This is a genomic window from Xanthomonas sp. NCPPB 3569, assembly GCF_041475645.2.
Lineage (GTDB): Bacteria > Pseudomonadota > Gammaproteobacteria > Xanthomonadales > Xanthomonadaceae > Xanthomonas > Xanthomonas phaseoli.
Map to the genome: position 1 here is coordinate 1869745 of NZ_CM192969.1, position 20557 is coordinate 1890301.

The 20557-nt window shown below is 64.1% G+C and carries 12 protein-coding genes, 5 tRNA genes and 1 pseudogene; 9 read left to right on the forward strand and 9 right to left on the reverse strand.

The window, feature by feature from the left end:
* Positions 1-192: 192 nt before the first annotated feature.
* The 3 genes from ACCQ03_RS07985 to ACCQ03_RS07995 are packed head-to-tail and all read right to left on the reverse strand — an operon-like array spanning position 193 to position 7915.
* On the reverse strand, positions 193-3279 hold the full coding sequence (locus tag ACCQ03_RS07985; protein ID WP_057678633.1) for an efflux RND transporter permease subunit: 3087 nt from the start codon (positions 3277-3279) through the stop codon (positions 193-195).
* Complete coding sequence (locus ACCQ03_RS07990) at positions 3276-6785, reverse strand: efflux RND transporter permease subunit (protein WP_104622115.1); 3510 nt, start codon at positions 6783-6785, stop codon at positions 3276-3278. The genes ACCQ03_RS07985 and ACCQ03_RS07990 overlap by 4 nt, the downstream gene beginning before the upstream one ends.
* On the reverse strand, positions 6782-7915 hold the full coding sequence (locus tag ACCQ03_RS07995; protein WP_057678631.1) for an efflux RND transporter periplasmic adaptor subunit: 1134 nt from the start codon (positions 7913-7915) through the stop codon (positions 6782-6784). The genes ACCQ03_RS07990 and ACCQ03_RS07995 overlap by 4 nt, the downstream gene beginning before the upstream one ends.
* 204 nt (positions 7916-8119) lie before the next feature.
* On the opposite strand from ACCQ03_RS07995, the gene ACCQ03_RS08000 reads away from it, so the two are divergent.
* The 4 genes from ACCQ03_RS08000 to ACCQ03_RS08015 all read left to right on the forward strand — a co-directional run bounded on the left by ACCQ03_RS08000 (position 8120) and on the right by ACCQ03_RS08015 (position 9272).
* Positions 8120-8512 carry a c-type cytochrome gene (locus tag ACCQ03_RS08000; protein ID WP_033473913.1) on the forward strand — a complete coding sequence of 131 codons (393 nt, stop codon included), beginning with the start codon at positions 8120-8122 and terminating at the stop codon, positions 8510-8512.
* 8 nt (positions 8513-8520) lie between these two features.
* Positions 8521-8982 carry a c-type cytochrome gene (locus ACCQ03_RS08005; RefSeq protein WP_039567510.1) on the forward strand — a complete coding sequence of 154 codons (462 nt, stop codon included), beginning with the start codon at positions 8521-8523 and terminating at the stop codon, positions 8980-8982.
* Positions 8983-9073: 91 nt separating this feature from the next.
* Positions 9074-9149: transfer RNA gene (locus ACCQ03_RS08010), tRNA-Ala, on the forward strand.
* 47 nt (positions 9150-9196) lie between these two features.
* Positions 9197-9272 (forward strand) — tRNA-Glu (locus tag ACCQ03_RS08015).
* A 63-nt stretch (positions 9273-9335) separates the two neighbouring features.
* Here ACCQ03_RS08015 and ACCQ03_RS08020 read toward each other — a convergent pair.
* Positions 9336-9665: a hypothetical protein gene (locus ACCQ03_RS08020; protein WP_150146092.1), complete on the reverse strand. Its 330-nt coding sequence runs from the start codon at positions 9663-9665 to the stop codon at positions 9336-9338.
* A gap of 362 nt (positions 9666-10027) precedes the next feature.
* Here ACCQ03_RS08020 and ACCQ03_RS08025 point away from each other — a divergent pair.
* Positions 10028-10103: transfer RNA gene (locus tag ACCQ03_RS08025), tRNA-Ala, on the forward strand.
* A gap of 47 nt (positions 10104-10150) precedes the next feature.
* Positions 10151-10226 (forward strand) — tRNA-Glu (locus tag ACCQ03_RS08030).
* 300 nt (positions 10227-10526) lie between these two features.
* Here ACCQ03_RS08030 and ACCQ03_RS08035 read toward each other — a convergent pair.
* Together ACCQ03_RS08035 and ACCQ03_RS08040 are read right to left on the reverse strand one after the other, a co-directional pair.
* A complete protein-coding gene (locus ACCQ03_RS08035; protein WP_017157544.1) occupies positions 10527-10703 on the reverse strand; it encodes a hypothetical protein in 177 nt (58 codons plus the stop codon).
* A gap of 378 nt (positions 10704-11081) precedes the next feature.
* A tRNA-Leu gene (locus ACCQ03_RS08040) sits at positions 11082-11168 on the reverse strand.
* A 138-nt stretch (positions 11169-11306) separates the two neighbouring features.
* On the opposite strand from ACCQ03_RS08040, the gene ACCQ03_RS08045 reads away from it, so the two are divergent.
* The gene (locus ACCQ03_RS08045; RefSeq protein WP_057678629.1) at positions 11307-11687 is read left to right on the forward strand and encodes a response regulator; all 381 of its coding nucleotides are present in this window, start codon (positions 11307-11309) and stop codon (positions 11685-11687) included.
* A gap of 191 nt (positions 11688-11878) precedes the next feature.
* Positions 11879-15274, forward strand: a complete 3396-nt coding sequence (locus ACCQ03_RS08050; protein WP_209226745.1) for a PAS domain S-box protein — start codon at positions 11879-11881, stop codon at positions 15272-15274.
* 750 nt (positions 15275-16024) lie between these two features.
* Here ACCQ03_RS08050 and ACCQ03_RS08055 read toward each other — a convergent pair.
* Positions 16025-18388 (reverse strand): Tex family protein, encoded by a 2364-nt coding sequence (locus tag ACCQ03_RS08055; protein WP_150146094.1) that lies wholly within the window; start codon positions 18386-18388, stop codon positions 16025-16027.
* A 102-nt stretch (positions 18389-18490) separates the two neighbouring features.
* Positions 18491-18718 carry a hypothetical protein gene (locus ACCQ03_RS08060; RefSeq protein WP_017157548.1) on the reverse strand — a complete coding sequence of 76 codons (228 nt, stop codon included), beginning with the start codon at positions 18716-18718 and terminating at the stop codon, positions 18491-18493.
* Between the two features lie 192 nt (positions 18719-18910).
* On the opposite strand from ACCQ03_RS08060, the gene ACCQ03_RS08065 reads away from it, so the two are divergent.
* Positions 18911-20122: an NAD(P)/FAD-dependent oxidoreductase gene (locus ACCQ03_RS08065; protein WP_057678626.1), complete on the forward strand. Its 1212-nt coding sequence runs from the start codon at positions 18911-18913 to the stop codon at positions 20120-20122.
* Here ACCQ03_RS08065 and ACCQ03_RS08070 read toward each other — a convergent pair.
* Positions 20080-20556, reverse strand: a pseudogene (locus tag ACCQ03_RS08070) (hypothetical protein). The gene ACCQ03_RS08065 and the pseudogene ACCQ03_RS08070 overlap by 43 nt on opposite strands.
* Position 20557 lies beyond the last annotated feature (1 nt).

Genomic DNA, 20557 nt, shown 5'->3' on the forward strand with positions numbered 1-20557 from the left:
GACAGCCGCATGCTTGGCACGAACCGGGAAACCGCACCCTCACCCCAACCCCCGCTCCGCGCCCCGGCCCGCGCTAACGGCGCGGGCGCTCCAAGGCACGCGCGCCGGTGGCGCGCAAGCTGTGCCTTCTCGCCCCAAGGGGAGAGGGGCTTCAGGCGCCTCACATCGTTCAAGACTTCAGCACGGTTGATTTCAAGACTCTAACGCGGCGTTCGCTGGCGTTGTCTTCGGCACGCCGCGCGCACGGCGTACCAGTGCCGCTGCGCCGCTGCTCATGTCGTCGAGGATTGCGTAGATAGTCGGCAGGAACAGCAGGCTCACCACCGTCGAAAACGCCAGGCCGCCGGCGATGGCGCGCGCCATCGGGAAGTACGGCGGGCCATCGCTGAACATCGTGGTGCTGGTCAGCGAAATCGGCACCATCGCCAGGATCGCAGTGCCCATCGTCATCATGATGGGACGCAAACGCTCGCGGGAACCTTCGACCAGGGCCTGTGTCCGCCCCATCCCGCGACGGCGCAGGTTGTTGATGTGCTCGATCATCACGATGCCGTTGTTCACCACTACACCCATCAGCACCAGGATGCCGATGAAGGACATGATGCCGAACGAGGTACCGGTGATCCAGAACAGCCAGAACACCCCGAAAATCGAGAACAGCACCCCGCTCATGATCGCTGCCGGGAACAGCAGCGACTCGAACACCGCGGCCATCACCACGTAGATCATCACCAACGCAATCACCAGGTTGAACACCATCTGGTTCATTGCCTCGCCGTCGTTCTGGTAATCGCCGCCATCGAAGGTGTAGCTGTAGCCGGCGGGAAAACTCATCGCCTTGAGCGGCGCTTCCATCGCCGCGCGCGCTTCCGGCATCGTGACCTTTTCGGCGAGATTGGCCTTGATGGTCAACGTGGTCTGCCGATTGGTGCGCCCGATCTGGGTGGCGGCCGGACGGATTTGCACCTCCACCAGACTCAGCAACGGCACGCTGCGGCCATCCTTGGTGCGCACGGTGAAGCTGGCCAGATCTTCCGGCTTGCTCTGCTCGGCGCCGGCGAACCGTACCCACACCGGCACTTCGTTGTCGCCGCGGCGGAACTCGCGCAGCGGTGTGCCGCGCAAGGCCAACCCGACGAAGCTGGCCACCTGCTCGGCACTGAACCCGAACGCGGCTGCGCGCTCGCGATCGACGCGAATCGCCAGCTCGCTGGTGCGGTCGCCCGTATCCACATGCACGTCGCGCAGCTCCTTGCGCTGCGCCAGCAGTGGAATCACATCGTCGGCCAGCGCCTTCAGTGCGTCGGTGGAATCGCCGACCAACTGCACTTGCACGCCTTGGTTGCCATTGCCGCCATCGCCCTGGTTACCGATGCTGTAATCGGCGCGCGCAGAGCGCGGCAGCTCCTTGCGGATTTTTTCCAGCAGCGGCGGCAGGTCCTTGACCTTGCTCGCATCGAAGGTCACCACCGTATTGCTGCCTTCCACCTCGCTAAACCACGAATAGATCTGCGTGATGTGGTACTTGGCGCGATTGGCTTGGAGGTAGTTTTCGACACGGCCGATCTCTTCGCCCAGCTGCTCGCGCGTGTACGAGCCTTTCCACTGGTATTGGATGAAGGCCTCGTTGCCGCCGTCGCCACCGAACATGTCGACCTTGGTCAACTTCATGGGCACCAGGCTGATCGCGCTGACCAGGATGATGCCGGCCACGCTCCAGCCGCGATGCGCCAACGTCCACGCCAGCACCTTGGCGTAACGGCGCTGCAGCCGCGCAATCACGCCGTGCTCGGAGGTCACCATCGGCGGCGTTTTCATGCGTGCCGACAACATCGGAATCAAGCTGATGGCCACCAGCCACGACGCCAGCAACGACACCGAGATGGTGATCGCAATCTGCGCCATGAAAATGCTGATGTTGTTGGTTTCGCCGAACAAATTCGGCACGAACACGATGCAATGGCACAAGGTGCCGGCGCTGAGCGCAATGGCCACGCTGCGCGTTCCCAGCAGCGCGGCAAGCTGCGGTTGATCGGGCATGCGCTCGCGTTCCTGGTAGATGCTTTCCACCACCACCACCGCGTTGTCCACCAACATGCCCACTGCCAGCAGCAAGCCCATCATGGTCAGGATGTTGAGCGTGACTCCGACGAAATACATGAAGCCCAGCGTGATCGCAAAGCAGATCGGAATCGCCAGCGTCACCATCAGCGTCGATGGCCAATGCCGCAGGAAGAAGAACAGCACCGTGATCGACAGCAGCAGCCCCACCGCGCCGGCTTCAGCCAGTTCGGCCAGCGACGAGGTCACCGCCTTGCCCTGGTTGTCGATCACCTTGACCTGCACGTCGCGTAGCGCCGGTTGGGCGCGGATGTCTTCAACCTCTTTCAATGCCGCCTTCGATACCTCCACCAGATTGGCGCTGCGCTCCTTGTAGACATCCAGGCCGATGGCCGGGCGCCCATCCAGGCGCCGCCCATAATTCATGCGCGTCGGCTTGAGCCGCACCTCGGCAATGTCGCCCAGCCGCACGCCCTTGGCATTGAGCACCAGCTCGCGCAATTCCTGCAGGTCGCGCAGCTCGCCGATTGGCTGCACCCGGATGCGCTGGCCGTTGTCGTCGATCTGGCCTGCAGACACCGAGAAATTCAGCTTGCCCAGGCGCTCGCTCAGATCGTTGAGGCTGAGGTCGTGCGCGGTGAGCCGATCCGGTGCGATCGCGATTTCGACCTCGTTCGGCGGCGCACCGGAAATCTCCACCTTGGCCACGCCGGGGATACGCTCGATGCGCCGCTTGAACTCGCGGTCGAGCATGTCGTACGCGCCGGTCAGATCGGTCTGGCTGGCCAGGCGCACCTTGAGCACCGGCTCGTCGCTGCTGGACCATTTGAAGACGTGGAAGCGCTGCAGATCCTCCGGGAAATCGTCGCGCACCGCGTCCAATCGCTCGCGCGCATCGGATGCGGCGATGGCGATGTCGCGGTCCCAGTCGGAGAATTCGATGAAGATGTTCGCGCCGTCGGCGGTGGCGGTCGAGCGCATGCGCTTGATGCCGGTCATCGTCGCCAGCGCTTCCTCGGCGGGCCGCACCAGGTTGCGTTCCACCTCGTCCGGCGTGGAGCCGGTGTAGGGCAATTGCACGAACAGGAATGGCGCTGAAATATCCGGCAGCGCCTCCAGCGGCAGGCGGAACGCCGCGATCAAGCCCACCACCACCAGCGACACGAAGCACATGATGGTGGTGACCGGCCGGCGGATGCTGAAGGCGGCAACGCTCATAGTGCCTCCAGCCCGTCGGCGTTGCCCGCCGCCTGCGCGCGTTGCCCGGCCATGCGCCGGCCACGCTCCAGGTAATACGCATCGGCACGGCGATCCAGCAGGTCGTATACCACCGGTATCACCAGCAGGGTCAGCAAGGTCGAGACCAGCAACCCGCCGATCACGGTAATGGCCATCGGCGCGCGCACCTCAGCGCCTTCGCCCATCGCCACCGCCAGCGGGAGGAAGCCGAACAGAGTGCACAAGGTGGTCATGATGATCGGCCGCAGGCGTGAACGCGCGCCTTCGATCAGCGCCTCGCGCTTGGGCACGCCGTCTTCGCGCAGCTGGTTGACCTTGTCGATCAGGATGATCGCGTTCTTGGTCACCAGGCCCACCAGCAAAATCAGGCCGATGAACACCACCACCGAGATCGGCTTGCCGGTCATCAGCAGGGCCAGCACCGCACCGACCATTGCCAGCGGAATGGTGAACAGGATGACGAACGGATGCAGCAACGACTCGAACTGCGAAGCCATCACCAGGTACACCAGGAAGATCGCCAGCCCGAACGCAAACAGCAACGACTTCACCGATTGCGCCAGCTCCTCGCCCTGCCCGCCGATGTGCATGCCCACGCCGGCCGCAAGCGGGTCCTTGCGCACCATCGTTTCCACTTCGCGCACCGCACCGCCCAGGTCGATGTCCTTCAGGCTCGCCGATACGATCGCCACGCGGGTCTGGTCGGCACGATGGATCTCGCTCGGCCCCGTCGTCGCCAACACCTCGGCAACTGCTGCCAAGCGCACCGGCCGGCTGCTGCCCGGGTTGACGATCAGCTGACGGATCGCATCGACACTGGCGCGGTCGGCTTGCTGCGCACGCACCAGCACATCGATCTTGCGATCGCGGAAGCTGTAGCGCGTGGCCACATCGCCGCGCACCTTCTTGACGATGACATCGGCGATCTGCCGCGTGGTCAGCCCCAAGGCACCGGCGCGCTCCTGGTCGAAACGGATCTGGATTTCCGGGAAGCCCTCTTCCACCGTCGATTTGACGTCGGCGTAGTGGCCGTTGGCGCGCAGCATCGCGGCCAACTTCTGCCCGGCGCGTTCCAGCTCGCCCAGATCCTGGCCGCGCAGTTCCACTTCCAGCGGTGTCGAAAAGCTGAACAATGCCGGCCGCGCGAAATCCACCTGCGCGCCCGGGTGCCCGACCATGCTGCTGCGCAGTCGCTCGGTCGCCGCCGCTTCCACCGCCGGGCTACCGCCGCCAGCCATCACCACGGTGAGCTTGCCGATGTTCTCGCCGCTCTCGGTGGGGTTGGCATCCAACCGCGTGCCGCTACCGCTGACGCCGTACAGCGAGGCAACGCCCGGGTCCTTGTCGTGCGCCAGCTGCAACTCGCGTACCACTGCATCGGTCTGCGCCAGCGGCGTGCCGGAAGGCAGCTTGACGGTCATTTCGAAGCGGTCCTGCGCCAGCTGCGGAATCAGATCCGCGCCCAGCATCGGCACCAAAAACACCGTCCCGATAAACGCCGCCGCAGCCAGTCCCAGCACCAACCAGGGCCGCCGCAACGCCGCCGGCAACATCGCCAGATAGCCACGCTCGGCACGGGCATACGGCGCCATCGCCAGGTCGCTGGCCTTGCGCATTACCGGCCCCACCACGCGGCTCAACCCGCGCCACACCTTCACCACGGCCCATGCCGCACCGAAAAAGCCATAGCGCACGCTCGCGCCTGCACCACGCCGGCCAGCCGCCACCGGCTTGAGCCAACGCTGCTCCGGCTGCCAATCCGGGTGGCTCGGCTCGTCCGGGAACGCCATCGGCGGCGCGCCCTTGAGCGAGCTCAGCATCGGGATCAGCGTCATCGACACCACCAGCGAGATCGCGATCGCGATCGCCACCGTCAACGCCTGGTCGCGGAACAACTGCCCGGCGATGCCTTCGACGAAGACCAACGGCAGGAACACCGCAATGGTAGTCAAGGTGGACGCCATCACCGCCATGCTCACTTCCCGGGTACCGGCGATTGCCGCATCCAGCACGCTCAGGCCGCGTTCGCGCGCCTTGGCAATGCTTTCCAGTACCACGATCGAATCGTCCACCACCAGGCCGGTGGCCAGCGCCAGCCCGCCCAGCGACATCACGTTGAGGCTCAGCCCAAGCTGGCCCATGAAGAAGAACGTGGTGATGATCGACACCGGCAACGACAGGCTGATCACGAACGTGCTCCAGCCATCGCGCAGGAACAGGAAGATGATCAGGATCGCCAGCACGCCGCCAATCACCGCATCTTTTTTGACATCGCTGATCGCATGCTCGATGAAGTGCGATTGGTCCTCGATCGTGGTGATTTCCACATCGCCCGGCACCGTCGCCTTGAGTTGCTCCAGGCGCTTGCGCAGCGCCGCCGCCGTGGACACGGTATTGGCATCGCCTTCCTTGTAGATCGCCAGCTCCACCGCTTCCTTGCCGCCAAGCCGGATGATTGCTTCGCGTTCCTTGTAGCCCTGGCGCACCTGCGCCACGTCCTTCAGCCGTACCGGCATGCCACCGGCAATGCTGCTGCTGGACGACGACGAGGTGCTCTGCACTTCGGCCGCTGCCGCCAGCGCCGCCTGCGAACCGGTGGACGCCGCAATGGCGTACATCTGCTGCATCGCCGCTTCGGCCGCGCTGCCGCTGCTGCTTTGCGTGGTCACCAGCATGTTGCGAATCTCGTCCAGATCCACGAACTGATTGACCGTCCGCACCAGATAGCGCTGCGAGCCTTCTTCCAGCCGACCGCCGGAGATGTTGACGTTCTCCTCCTTGAGCCGGGTGATCACGTTGTCGATCGGCAGATTGAGCTGGGCCAGCTTCTGCTGGTCGATGTCGACCTGGATCTCGTCTTCCAGCCCGCCGCCGACCTTCACCGCGGCCACGCCGGCCACTGGTTCGAGCTTCTTTTTCAGGTCTTCGTCGGCATAGCGGCGCAAGCCGGTGAGCTGGCGGATCGCATCGGTGTCGGAGGCCGGCGCCTGCTTGGGCGACAACGCCAGCCGCATGATCGGCTCGGTGGAGGGATTGAAGCGCAGCAGCACCGGCGGCTTGGTTTCCAGCGGCAGCGACAAGGCTTCCATCTTGTCGCGCACCTCCAGGCTGGCCTGGTCCATATTGGTGCCCCAGGCAAACTCCAGCACCACATCGCTCTGCCCTGTGCGCGAGATCGACTTGAGCTTGCGCAGGTTCTTAACCACGCCGACGGCTTCTTCCACCGGCTCGGTCACCAGCGTTTCGATTTCCGCCGGCGCAGCGCCGGTGTATTCGGTGCGTACGGTGAGCGTGGGATAGCTCAGATCCGGCAGCAGATTGACCTTGAGGCTGCGCAACGCGATCAGCCCGAACAGCAGCATGGTCACGGTGATCATGGCGATGGTCACACGCCGCCGCGTGGCGAAGGCCACCAGGCCACCGCCGCCAGGCAGTGGCGCATGCGGATCGTGCACGGGTCCGTGCGGGTTGCCGTTCTCGCTCATGCGTGCGTCTCGTCATGTGCGGGTGCAGCAGTCTTGGTCGCGACCGGCTTGCGATCGGGTTGGCCGATCACTTGCACCGCAGTGCCGTCGCGCAGCGCCACCTTGCCGGCAGTCACCACCTGGTCGCCTTCCTTCAGGCCCTGCCGCACTTCCAGCCACGGCCCTTCGGCATAGCCCAGTTTCACCGGAACGCGGCTGGCCTTGCCGTTGCGCACCACGAAGACAGCCGGTTCGCCATCGTCCAACAACGCCAGGCGCGGGATCACCAACGCATCCTTGCGCTGGTCGTAATCGATGCGGATGCGCCCGAACATGCCCGGCTGCAACGCTTCGGCCCCCTGGCCGAATGCGCACACCACACGAAACGTGCCGCTGCCCGAGTCCACCACCGGCGCAATACGGTCCACCTTGCCGACGAATTGCTGGCCCGGTAGCGCATCGGCCAGCAAGGTCACCGGCTGGCCCGATTTGAGCGTGGCCAATTCGCGTTCGGGCACGTTGAGCGTGGCCTCCAGCTGCGAATCGTCGACGATGCGGAAGATCGGCGTGTTGATCTGCACGAAGTTGCCGGTCTTGATCGAGCGCGATGCGATCACGCCGGAGATCGGCGCCTGCACCGTGGTGTACGACAGCTCCAACGATGCAAGCCGGTGCTGCGCACGGCTGTTTTCGACATCGAATTTAAGTTGGTCCACATCTGCGGCGCTGACCAACTGCTGCCCCACCAACTGCGTGGCGCGGCGATAGCTGTTTTCCAACTTGCGCAGCTGCGCTTCGCTCTGCGCCACCGCCAGATGCGCGCGATCCGGATCCAGGCGCACCAGCGCCTGGCCCGCCGACACCTTCTGCCCCTCTTCCACCATCACCGACAGCGCAACGCCCGAGGTCTTGGCCACCACTTGCGCCTCGGCGCGTGGTTCCAGCGCAGCGGTGCCGGTGTAACTGGCGGCCACCGCACGGCGCGCAGCCTTGGCGATTTCCACCGGCACTGCATCGACGGCCTTCTTTTCCTCGGCCGCCTTGGCCTCTCCCTCTCCAGCCTTACAACCGCCCAGCAACAGGCTTGTGGTGATCAACAATGCAGCGGCGCAGGTTCCGCTGCGGCCCGGCAAAAAGGAGAGTGGCGACATCGTCGTGTCCTAGTGGATGCGTGAACAGGTGTTGTAGGCAAGTAGACCACCCAAATGCACATTCCGCCAATGCGCCAAAGGTCATGGTCTATTCAACTTGGCCTATCCACCCGGTTTGCGCCGCGCCAATTCGCAGGCATACTCGGTCCGGTTCCGTCACGCCCCCACGTGCGGACGCTCAATCAGTCTTCCGGATACGAAACCATGCGCCCGCAGCCGCTCGCCGCTTGTCTCGCTCTGGTCGTCTTCCTGCCGTTTGGGGGCGCATCAGCAACACCGCAAGCCACACCCGCAGCGCCGGCCACCCCGGCGCCCGCTGCCACGGTGGCAACCCCCGCCGCGCCGACCGGCAACCCGTCGAATGGGCGCTTGCTCGCCTATACCTGCCAGGGCTGCCACGGCGTCACCGGCTATAAGAACGCCTACCCCAGTTATCGCGTGCCCAAGATCGGCGGCCAGACCAGCCAGTATCTGACCCAGGCATTGACCGAATATCGCCAGGGCAAGCGCAAACATCCAACCATGCAGGCACAGGCGCAGAGCTTTTCCGAGCAGGACATCGCCGACATCTCCGCCTTTCTGTCCACCCTCAAGTAAGCGCCCACATGCCGAACGCCCTGCACGCTCCGCGTCTAGCCATCGTCCTGGTCGCTGCCCTTACGTTGGCGGCCTGCTCCCAATCCCAGGTTGAGTCCACCGACCACTCCGCTGGCGATCCGGGCCACGCCAGCGGCGAGCACGGCTCCGGCTCGTCGGCAGGTCTGCCCACCGGCCGCGCCGACGCTGGCGACAAACTCGCCCATGCCAAGGGCAAGGCAACCGGCCAGAGCTGCGTGGACTGTCACGGTGCCGATGGCAATGCGCCGATCGATCCCAGTTATCCCAAACTCGGCGGCCAATACGGCGACTACCTTGCGCATGCGCTTCAGGCCTATCGCAGCGGTGACCGCCAGCACCCGTTGATGACCGCGCAGGCCACCGCGCTCAGCGATCAGGACATCGCCGACCTGGCGGCGTACTTCGGCGCGCGTCAGACGCAGTTGCGCGATCTGCACGGCGTCAACTGAGTCCGAGGCGGAGATCGCACCGTCTCATTCGGAATGAAAAAGCGCTTGCGCGAACATTAACAGGCCGCTATCATTTCGTTATCAGTTTCGTGGGGCCATAGCTCAGCTGGGAGAGCGCCTGCATGGCATGCAGGAGGTCGGCGGTTCGATCCCGCCTGGCTCCACCACTTCAGACATTAGGCCGTCTCAAGTGGACAACGAGGTTTTGATACGCGTCCCCATCGTCTAGAGGCCTAGGACACCACCCTTTCACGGTGGACACCGGGGTTCGAATCCCCGTGGGGACGCCAATCATCCAAAAGCCACGGCACTGCCGGGGCTTTTTTTTGCCCGTCACCACGCAGAATCTGGTTCTAAGCGACGTTGGACATGCCCTGCTTCATCAGCATGATGCGGCGGATAGAAAGAGTTGAATATCTCCCGCGGAAGACGCAGCGCTTGGTGTTTGCATCGATCGAGCGCACGGCTGTTCGATCGGCCATTAGCACTGCCAACGTCCACTTGATCCAGGCAACTGACGAGTTGCGGCGTTCCTCAAGCGTATGAGCGCTCGCATGCCGGCTCCCCATGCCGAAGATGGCACTGCCCGCCATCGCAGTTGCACGTTGTGACCTTTCCAGCGACGTCGCTAAAGATCGCGACGCCGAAAACGCAATGTGCGCGATGTTCGTGCTCTCACGCATACCGCGATGACGGCGAGCCCGGGACGCAAGATCTGGTGCCGCGTGTAAACCGGATGCAGCGCATGCTGACGCGCGGGGCGGCATAGCCGTTGCTCGCAACTCGACAGCTGAAAAGTAAGCGCACGCTGGCGATGCATCCAGTGCGCTCATATCACTACCTCCACAATCCATTGCGACGCAAGCACCGAGGCATTGAGATGCTCCATGTACTCCAGGTGCGCGCCGTCGCTATTCAATCGACGCGCTCGATGCGTGCGGCCCAGCAGCTCGTCCGGCGGCGGTGCTTTTTGCCAAAACTTTTTTGCTCAGACCACTTCCCATCGCGTGGCGATGTCGCTATGATTGCCGGCTCGCAGCAACGCGGGGCCATAGCTCAGCTGGGAGAGCGCCTGCATGGCATGCAGGAGGTCGGCGGTTCGATCCCGCCTGGCTCCACCACTTCAGACATTAGGCCGTCTCAAGTGGACAACGAGGTTTTGATACGCGTCCCCATCGTCTAGAGGCCTAGGACACCACCCTTTCACGGTGGACACCGGGGTTCGAATCCCCGTGGGGACGCCAATCATCTAAAAGCCCCGGCACTGCCGGGGCTTTTTTTGCCTGTGCCTCACCTGCATGCGGACGCATTGCGGCCCTTGCGGGCTGGAGCCAGTACACGTGCAAGCGCGTCTGGCTGGCGAAAGTTGCATGCAACACCCCGCTGCACGCGAAAGCCGCCACATCGCTGGCTGATCATCTCGCCACCTCGCAATACGTTCTGAGCGCGATGCAGGAACCCATCGTAGGCTATTGCAATAAATAAAGCCTACGCTCGATCTCAACCGATCTCAACGCCAGCGCACAAAGCACTGTGCGGAACGCTCAGGTCTGCCCGCTATCCAGCGCCTTGCGACCCTCGTGCGTCAGGTCGATGTCGCCATCTTCGGCTTGCGTGGCATAGCCGGCGCGTACCGCCCAGTTTCCCTCTTCGTCGGCCACCGGCTTGGTGTCGTGGATGTCGCGCAGGATGCGCAGCTGTTGCGAAGTATCGAAGTCCATGGGGTCACCTGCTCGAAAGAGACTCCCACGGTACGCAAGCAGCGTGACGGTCGCGTGCCTGCAACGTCGCACACTGCATGGCGCGCGGCAGCTGTGTGCCTGTTGCGTGGCGTGCCGACGGACGAACTTGGCAATCAGGCATCTGCGCCACGCAGAAGCACCTGCAAGCCAATCGACTCCCGACGTCAGCCAGTCGAGCATGCGCCGATCACGCCCCCCGCTCTCGTGCTCAGCTCTTCCGCGTCCTGGGTGCGCCGAGGTCGCCATCCTCGTTGGCTGCGCAATGGTCAACCAAGCCCTACATCCTGCCGAAACGCCACACAGCAAAAAGCCCCACCGGACTTCTCCAGAAGGGCTTTCGCTGGTACTGCAATAACTTGGTGCCGAAGGTGGGACTCGAACCCACACGCTTTTAAGGGCGGCGGATTTTGAGTCCGCTGCGTCTACCGATTCCGCCACTTCGGCGTGGCCGCGTAGTATAGCGACTTGTTGTTGAAACGAACAGTGGCAGTTTGCGCCTGACGAATTCAGGTGCAAGCGGGGTCTGCAGCGCTGCGTACGGGCAGTCCCGATATACTGGCCGACTAAGTGAAGGAGTAAGCAATGTCGGTGTTGCGTGGAGTTCGGGTACTCGTGGTCGAAAACGATGACATGAATGCCATGCTGCTCGATCTGCAGCTAGTTCAGGCCGGTGCCGTCGTCATGGGCCCGGTCGGCGAAGTGCGCGATGCCCTCCAGCTGATCAGCACCGACGCACCGGATATCGCAGTGCTGGACTATCGCCTGGGCAATGGCGAAACCAGCGAACCGGTCGCACGCCTGTTGTCCGAGCGTGGTATCCCGTTTGTGCTGGCGACCGGCGTTGCCATTGGCAGCATCCCGAGCGGATTCGAACATGGCGTCATCCTGATCAAGCCGTATCTGTCCGAAGAACTGGTTGGCGCCCTGTCCAGAGCGCACGAGTTGCGCGACGACGGGAGCTGAGCAGCAGCACCGGCCGCACTGCCCCGTTGCGGCCCGCATGCCCCCTCTCCAACACCCGATCTTCCTGCCATCGACGCGCTGTTCTGCCGTGCGTGGGCATCGATTAGCTGAATCGCCGTTTCCGCGGCGCTGCCGGTGCAGGCCGCTTACTACTAGAATTTGCCATCGAAGAATGACGGGCGGGTCGCTGGATGGAGATCGCCGTGTGGCCGTTGGCCGGCTTGCTGCCGGAGACGAGCGAAACTGCAGCATTGCTAGCCGCTTCCGTGCACGTTGCGGATGCGCTGTTGGGCAACAGCCCCGCGCTGCGCACAGCACTATCGATCTGCTTGCATGCGCACGTTCCGATGCTGCTCGTTTGGGGCCGCGACGATCGCTGCATCTACAACGATGCCTGCATTGCACGACTGGGGCCGCGCCATCCGGCCGCATTCGGGCAGCCGCTTGCGGCGCTGAAATGCGCTGCTGACGGCGATAGCGAGCCAGTGGCGACAATGGCCCTGGATCTGGCGAGTTGGTCATGCAGCCCAGTGCTGCAAACGGGCGAGCAGTTAGGCGCGCTCTACATCGGCGTTGCAGGCTCAACGCCTCATGTCAGCGAACAACGTCGCAGCGATAGTCGCGATAGTTTTTTATTGATGCTGGAAGACGCACTGCAGCATGTGTCCGATCCGCGGCAGATCATCGACACCAGCGTGCGCTTGCTTGGCGAACATCTACAGGCGAACCGTTGCGCATTCGGTCTGGTCGCTGCCGATGGCAGCACCATGCATGTCATCAGCGACCATGTGCAGGATATGCCGAGCCTGCAGGGTGATTTCCCGCTGGAGGCCGCACAGGGCCTGCGCGATGCGCTGCTGGAAAACCGCCCCTGGTTCACGACCGATGCGATGGCGCCGGGTGCGCCGGACTATGTGGCCGAGCAGTACCGTCGCTCCGGCTTGCGCGCTTCGCTGGCCATTCCGTTGCACAAGCACGACCGATTGGTGGCCGCGATCGGCGTCCATCAGCGCGCACCGCGGCGCTGGCTATCGGCGGAGATCGAACTGGTGCGATTGGTCGTGGCCCGCTGCTGGGAATCGATGCAACGGGCCAAGGCGCAGCAACAACTCGCGGCCAACGAAGCGCGCCTGCGCCGCCTCGCCAATACGCTGCCGCAGATCATCTTCATTGCCGATCCGGACGGACGGCCGCACTACTTCAATCAGCGCTGGTACGAGTACACCGGCCTGGATCGTTCCAACAACGAAGATGCCGCCTGGCACCGCGCGCATGCTGCCGATGGTCTGCGCCTGTCCGAGCAGGCCTGGAGCCTGGCATTGAAGGGCCAGCACGCCTTCGAAGTAGAGTGCGAACTGCTGCGTCACGATGGGCAATCGCGCTGGCACCTGGTACGCGCGCTACCGGTGCGCGGCGACGATGGCAGCATCAGCGAGTGGATCGGTACCTACACCGACATTCATGACCGGCGCGCATTCGAACAGCAGTTACGCGAAAGCGAAGTGCGCTTCCGTGCACTCTGCGAGACAGTGCCCGCGATGATCTGGATGGCCGACGCGCAAGGCGATTGCGTGTACTGGAATCCACGCTGGTACAACTTCACCGGACAGGGGGAAGACCAGGCACTGGACCAGGGCTGGTGGGATGTGATGCATCCCGACGATGCAGCACGCGTGCGACATGCCTTCGAACAGGCCCTCAATCAACGCGGCGAATTCCTCGCCGAATACCGCGTGCGCCGCCACGACGGGCAATACCGCTGGTGCATCGACACTGCGTCGCCGCACTTCGCCAGTGACGGACGGTTTCTGGGGCACATCGGCTCGCTCACCGACATCTCCGAACGCAAGCACATCGAAGACGCCACCGCTTCCGACCGCGCGATCCTGAGTTTGATCACCACCGGCGCACCATTGCCCGTGGTGCTGGATGCGATCGCACTGAGTGTGGAGGCCCGCGGGGAAATCCCGTTGTACTGCTCGGTGATGGTACGTGATGAGGTCCGCCACACCTTGAGTTTCGGCTCGGCACCGCATTTTCCGATCGAGTACAGCGGGCACTTCGAGCCATCGCCGATCGGACCGGAGGGTCCGCCCTGCGCCCTGTCGGCGCACTTGGGTCGTCAGGTGATCTGTGCCGATATCCAGGCCGATGCAAGCTTCAGCAGCCACCATGCGATCTCGGCGGCGATGGGCATCGCCGCGTGTTACGTCACCCCGATCCTGGCCAGCAACGGGCAGGTATTGGGCACGCTCAATATCTATTACGACCGCCCTCACCTACCGTCATTACGCGAGCAGGCGATGGCGCGCTCGGCCTCGCACCTGGCCGGCATCGTGATCGAACGCACCCGGGTGGATGCCAAGCTCAAGCTGTCGTTGCAGGCGGAAACCGCCGCGCGCACACAGGCCGAACATGCCAACCGGGTCAAGGACGAATTCCTGGCCACGCTCAGCCATGAGTTGCGTACGCCACTCAACGCGATCCTGGGTTGGTCGCGGTTGATGCAGTCGGACATCGCAGATCCGGCCAATCTGGGCCGGGGCCTGGTGATCATCGAACGCAGTGCACGCGCGCAGACGCAGATCATCGACGACCTGCTGGATATGAGCGCAATCCTGTCCGGCAAGATCCGCCTGCAGGCAGAGCATTTCGATATTGCAGGGTTGGTGCGCAGCGTGCTGGAACTCATGCAACCCACTGCGTTGACGCGCAAGATCGCGCTGGAGCTGGATGCGCCTTGCGATGGCGAACTGTGGTTCTTCGGCGATGCCGGGCGACTGCAGCAGGTGCTGACCAACCTGCTCAGCAATGCGCTGAAGTTCACCCCTGCCGGCGGCACGGTGCGAGTGGCGATGGACGTCGAAGACGAGCGCCTGCGGCTGTGCGTGCAGGACACCGGGATCGGCATTGCGGCGGATTTCCTGCCGCATGTGTTCGACCGTTTTCGTCAGGCCGATGCAGGCACTACCCGGCGCGTGGGCGGCCTGGGGTTGGGCCTGTCGATCTCGCGTCAGTTGGTGGACCTGCATGGCGGCAGCCTGGGCGCCTCCAGCGCGGGCGAAGGCCAGGGCGCGCTATTTACCATCGTGTTGCCGTTCCAGCACGGCGTGAGCGACCTGCGCCCTGCCTCGGCAGACACTACCCACGTGGGCGCGCTGCCGGACGAGTGCCGCGACCGCCTGGCTGGCGTGCGCGTCCTGCTGGTCGACGACGATCAGGATTCGCGCGAAGCGGTGATGCAGTTCCTGATGCTGGCCGGGGCGCAGGTGCAGGCTGCCGGGTCGGTGGACGCGGCCGAGCACTGCTTGGCGAACGCGCACTTCGATGTATTGGTCAGCGATATCGCAATGCCCTTGCGCGATGGCTACGACTTGATCCGCACCGTGCGTTCGGGCCGCGCCGATCTGCCGCGCCATATCCCGGCGATCGCCCTTACCGCCTATGTCCGCGAAGAAGACCGCGACCGCGCGGTAGTCGCTGGCTTCGATGCGCACATGGGCAAGCCGGTGGAACCACCCGGGCTAGTCGATCTGATCGAACGCCTGATCTTGCCCACGCACGCGGTGCGGGCTGCGCTGGAATAGCACTGGAGCGTGCTCGGTCGATGACTTCGCCGCCGACCGGCAGACTCAGGATGCTTGCCTGTACCGAAGTCGTTTACTTATTGCAGTGTTGAGACGGTGAAACGCTTGGTGAGTCGGCGGTGCGATGCCTCGCCGCTCGCGTAGGTAGCTCAGCAAATCACCTGTCCACTGATCGGCGAAATTGACGAAGCCTGGCTGCACGGCGTGCGCTCACTTTCTGGTGAAAGCTCGGCTGGTCGAGCCTTCGGTGCCCTCGCCACGTGCGGGATACGCCGTGAACCCATCCCTAGGGGCTCGATGGCGGCATCCCTGCCATCAACGGTCCCGCAAGTGGCGAGGACACCGTACCAGGCAGCTGGCGGGTGGTTTGTTGAAAAGCCAGGGACACCGCGTCGCTGGTTGTCAGCTGCTTTGAAGCGCTGCACACCTACCAATGCAACTGGTCTTTGCCCGGCCACCGTCGCGGGACCCTTGGCGGCATGGATGCCGCCACGGAGCTTACAAGGACGTACTTGCAGCGTGTCCAGCGATGGCGGGCGGGCGAAGACCCTGCAGCCAAGCCGCAGATCACCCCATGACGTCAGGTGGCGTGCCAGCCGCCAAGGAACCCAACCAGGGTTGCTCCCCACCTATCGCGTCATGATCTGCGGCCAAGACATTGAAGCCAAACCGCAGACCACTCCATCGCCGTACTAGATCCACGCCACGCCACCCAACCACGCCGATCACCCGACAAATCAAACGCGCGACTTAGCTACGTTTGGCACGTGCGAATGCGGCGGCCAGCGCATTGTCGGCCGGCGGCGCGGTGATCCGCGGTTTGTTGTTGGCCTGCGCCTGAGCACGCCCGCCACCGTCGCGCCTGCCCTGCCCCGGACCGCCGCTGCCACGGGCTTCGCGCGGTTGCGCTGCGCCATCGGCCGCTGGCGGCGTGTCGGACAGACGACAGGTCAGCGCGATGCGCTTGCGCGCCACATCCACTTCCAGCACCTTGACCTTGACGATGTCGCCGGCCTTGACCACGTCGCGCGGGTCCTTGACGAAGGTCTCCGACAACGCCGAGATGTGCACCAGTCCATCCTGATGCACGCCGATATCGACGAACGCACCGAACGCGGCCACATTGCTGACCACACCTTCGAGCACCATGCCCGGCTTGAGGTGCTTGATGTCCTCGATGCCTTCGGCGAACTGCGCCGCCTTGAACTCGGGGCGCGGATCGCGGCCGGGTTTTTCCAGCTCCTTGAGGATGTCGCGCACCGTCGGCACACCGAATTGGTCGTCGGTGAACGTCTCCGGCTTCAGGCCACGCAGAAAACTGCCGTCGCCCAGCAATGCCTTGATCGGTTTGCCGGTGCTGCTGACGATGCGTTCCACCACCGGATACGCTTCCGGATGCACCGCCGAGACGTCCAGCGGCTCGTCGCCATCGGCAATGCGCAGGAAACCGGCGCACTGCTCGAAGGTCTTCTCGCCCAGCCGCGGCACCTTGAGCAAGTCCTTGCGTCGCTTGAACGGGCCATTGTCGTCGCGATGACGCACGATATTTTCCGCCACCGTGCTCGACAGCCCGGATACGCGCGACAGCAACGCCGCCGAGGCGGTATTGACGTACACGCCGACCGCGTTGACGCAGTCTTCCACCCGCGCTTCCAACGCCTTGGCTAGACGGTATTGATCCACATCGTGCTGATACTGGCCTACGCCGATCGCCTTGGGCTCGATCTTCACTAATTCGGCCAATGGATCCTGCAGACGGCGCGCGATCGACACGGCGCCACGCAGCGACACATCCAGATTCGGGAATTCCTTGGCCGCGAACTCCGAGGCCGAATACACCGACGCGCCCGCCTCGCTCACCACCACCTTCTGCAACTTGGCAGGGCCGCACAGCGCGATCGCCTCGCCAGCCAGCTTGTCGGTCTCGCGGCTGGCGGTGCCGTTGCCGATCGCGATCAGCTCCACGTTGTGCTGCATGCATAACTTTTTGATGGTCTGCAGCGACTGATCCCACTGCCGCTTGGGCTCGTGCGGATAGATCGTTTCGGTGGCCACCAGCTTGCCGGTGGCATCGACCACGGCGATCTTGCAACCAGTGCGGATGCCCGGATCCAGCCCAAGCACCACGCGCGGACCGGCCGGCGCCGCCAGCATCAGGTCCTTCAGGTTGTCGCCGAACACCGCGATCGCTTCGGCCTCGGCCTTTTCGCGCGCCTGGTTGAACAGGTCCAGCAGCAAGTGCATATGCAGCTTGGCCCGCCAGGTCAGCCGGCACGCGTCCAGCAACCAGCGATCGGCCGCACGGCCTTCGTTGGAGATACCGGCATTGCGGGCCACGCGGCCTTCGGCGTACTGGTGCCCGGCTTCGGCATCGCTGCCCGGATCAAGATCCAGGTAAAGGATTTCTTCGCGGCGTGCGCGAAACAGCGCCAGCAAGCGGTGCGAAGGAATCTTCGCCAGTGTTTCGGCGTGATCGAAGTAATCGCGGTACTTGGCACCGGCCTCTTCCTTGCCCTCGGCAACCCGTGCGCGGATCACGCCGTTGTCGCTCAGCCAGCTGCGCAATTCACCGACCAGCGCCGCATCTTCACCCCAGCGCTCCATCAGGATGGCGCGCGCGCCTTCCAGCGCCGCCTTGCCGTCGGCGACGCCCTTCTCGGCATCGACGAAGGCCGCCGCCGCCACGTCCGGGGACTGTGTCGGGTCCGCCAACAGACCGTCGGCCAGTGGCTCCAGCCCGGCTTCGCGCGCGATCTGCGCGCGGGTGCGGCGCTTGGGCTTGTAGGGCAGGTACAGGTCTTCCAGCCGCGACTTGGTGTCGGCCGCCACGATCTCGTTGCGCAATTCCTCGCTGAGCTTGCCCTGCTCGCCAATGCTGGACAGGATCGCCGCGCGGCGCTCTTCCAGCTCGCGCAGATAGGTCAGGCGCGTTTCCAGATTGCGTAGTTGGGTGTCGTCCAGGCCGCCGGTCACTTCCTTGCGATAGCGGGCGATGAAGGGGACGCTGGCGCCTTCGTCGAGCAGGGCGATGGCGGCGTGCGCCTGGGCGGGCTGGGCACCGATCTCATCGGCGATGGTGCGAGCAATCTGCTGGGCAAGCTGGCTATCGTGCATGACGGCGCGGGATGACCCGCTTCACTGAAAAATGCATTTTCGCAGTGCTGGCCCGCCACGGAAACCCGTTGACAACGCCGCCGTGAACCTATGCTGCCGCGCTCAGCTGACCTGACGTGCGTAATGGGTGGCGGCGCGTTCGACCAGAATGCTTTCGTGCAGCGATTCCAGCGCCATCACGCGGACCTTGCCGACATCCTTCAGCGGCACCATGCGTTCGACATACACCTCCGGGCCAGCATCGGTCATCGCACGCGACTTGCTGAAACCGTAAGGCACCACGCCCTTGTCGCCATCTTTGCTGCCACCGACGTACAGGACAATCGACATACCCACACCCTCTTCTGCTGCTGTTGCTGCGTTGTGGCGGCAGGATAACCAGCACGCCGTGAGGAGCTTTCCACGCACGTTAACGCTGGCTGTTTGCCGTTTGGTGACGGCGGCAAGGCCGGGCTCGCCTCACGGCCGCTTCACCCCGCTTGACGGTCAATCGCCGTCCATCTGCTTGCTGATCGACACCGCATGGACCTCAACAGTGGCTACGCGTTCTGGTCGATCCGCAATGGATTGATGCGCGCCTACCCGCGCCTGGAGCAAGACACCGCCTGCGAGGTCGCCATCGTCGGTGGTGGGGTGACCGCCGCACTGATCGCGCACGAATTGGTGCGCCATGGGCACGAGGTGGTGGTGATCGAACAGCGCGACATCGGCTGGGGCAGCACCTCGGCCAGCACCGCATTGCTCCAGTACGAAATCGACACGCCGATGATTGAACTGGCCAAACGGCACGGCATGCAGGCAGCGGCGCTGGCCTATGGCGCGTGCGCGCAGGCCATCCTCGACCTACAGGGCCTGTGCAACACCTTCGGCGGAACCGACTTCACGCGCCAGGATAGCCTTTACTACGCCAGCCGCTCGCGCGATATAAAAGACCTGCGCAGCGAACTGGAGACCCGCAAGGCGCACAGACTGCCGGTGGAATGGATTGAACGCGAGCCGCTTTGGCATCACTACGGCGTGCATTCGGAAGGCGCAATTCTGAGCCGCCTGGCCGCCAGCGTGGACCCGTACCGCCTTTGCTACCGCCTGTTTTCCGAGTGCGAGCAATACGGCGCACGCATCTACGACCGCACCGCCATTGCCTCGATCGAACCGCATCACCTGCACGTCGACCTGCGCACTGAAGACGGCGTGAGCGTGCGTGCCCGTCACGTGATCCTGGCAGCCGGCTATGGCAACCAGCGCTGGCTCTCACAGCCGGTGGCGCGCAATCGCAGCAGCTACGCCTTCGTGACCGACCCGCTGCACGACAGCGAAATGGGCGCGCTCAAGCACACCATGATGTGGGAGACCGCGCGCCCGTACCTGTATTTGCGCAGCACACCGGACGGACGCGTGGTCGCGGGTGGCGAAGACGACAACATCGACATTCCTGCGCGCCGCGACGCACGCGTGCAGGGCAAGCTCAAGACGCTGCTGAAGAAAATTGGCAAGTCCATGCCGGACATGCGCCTGCGCCCGGCGTTCGCATGGGCCGGCACCTTCGCAGAGACGGCCGATGGATTGCCGTTCTTCGGGCCGCATGCCGAACTGGGGCCACGCGTGTCGTTCGCGATGGCCTATGGCGGCAACGGCATCACCTATAGCGCCATTGGCGCAGGCTTGCTGCGCGCACAACTGGAGGGCACGCCTCACCCGCTGTCCGAATTGTTCGGCTTCGCGCGCCTGGGTTGAAACCACCACGGCCACCAACCGTGGCCGTGCATCGCATACGCATCGGCAGCCCGCTCCAGCGGATTGCGCACATGGATACCGCCGCACAGTAAATAAACGGGCAAAAACAGCGGCCCCAGCAGCATGTACTGATAGACATGCGCGCGCTCGTGGTCGCCCAGTCGCACCGGTGGATGCTCGCAACGGCCTGCAGCGTGCGCGTAGGTACTGCACTACAGGTCCAGCGTTGCACCCTTCAGCAAGATCACGTTGCCCAACGTCATCGCGCCGCCCGGGCCCCATGGCCAGGCGTGGAAGACCACGGCATGCTCCCGCGGCGACCAGACCGGACGCGCACCAAAGCACGCCCCGGCCGCGCCGATCGCGAGCCCGATCAAGGTGTTGGGCGACGTCCACAACGCGCCCAGCGCCTGCACTGCAGGCAGGCCGCGCATT

Bases quoted from the DNA above. Each gene is read 5' to 3' on its own strand.
- ACCQ03_RS08050 (WP_209226745.1), top strand. From the start codon at position 11,879: ATGGAGATCGCCGTGTGGCCGTTGGCCGGCTTGCTGCCGGAGACGAGC.
- ACCQ03_RS08060 (WP_017157548.1), bottom strand. From the start codon at position 18,718: ATGTCGATTGTCCTGTACGTCGGTGGCAGCAAAGATGGCGACAAGGGC.
- ACCQ03_RS08020 (WP_150146092.1), bottom strand. From the start codon at position 9,665: ATGCGTGAGAGCACGAACATCGCGCACATTGCGTTTTCGGCGTCGCGA.
- ACCQ03_RS08055 (WP_150146094.1), bottom strand. From the start codon at position 18,388: ATGCACGATAGCCAGCTTGCCCAGCAGATTGCTCGCACCATCGCCGAT.
- ACCQ03_RS08000 (WP_033473913.1), top strand. From the start codon at position 8,120: ATGCGCCCGCAGCCGCTCGCCGCTTGTCTCGCTCTGGTCGTCTTCCTG.
- ACCQ03_RS08005 (WP_039567510.1), top strand. From the start codon at position 8,521: ATGCCGAACGCCCTGCACGCTCCGCGTCTAGCCATCGTCCTGGTCGCT.
- ACCQ03_RS07985 (WP_057678633.1), bottom strand. From the start codon at position 3,279: ATGAGCGTTGCCGCCTTCAGCATCCGCCGGCCGGTCACCACCATCATG.
- ACCQ03_RS08045 (WP_057678629.1), top strand. From the start codon at position 11,307: ATGTCGGTGTTGCGTGGAGTTCGGGTACTCGTGGTCGAAAACGATGAC.
- ACCQ03_RS08065 (WP_057678626.1), top strand. From the start codon at position 18,911: ATGGACCTCAACAGTGGCTACGCGTTCTGGTCGATCCGCAATGGATTG.
- ACCQ03_RS08035 (WP_017157544.1), bottom strand. From the start codon at position 10,703: ATGGACTTCGATACTTCGCAACAGCTGCGCATCCTGCGCGACATCCAC.
- ACCQ03_RS07995 (WP_057678631.1), bottom strand. From the start codon at position 7,915: ATGTCGCCACTCTCCTTTTTGCCGGGCCGCAGCGGAACCTGCGCCGCT.
- ACCQ03_RS07990 (WP_104622115.1), bottom strand. From the start codon at position 6,785: ATGAGCGAGAACGGCAACCCGCACGGACCCGTGCACGATCCGCATGCG.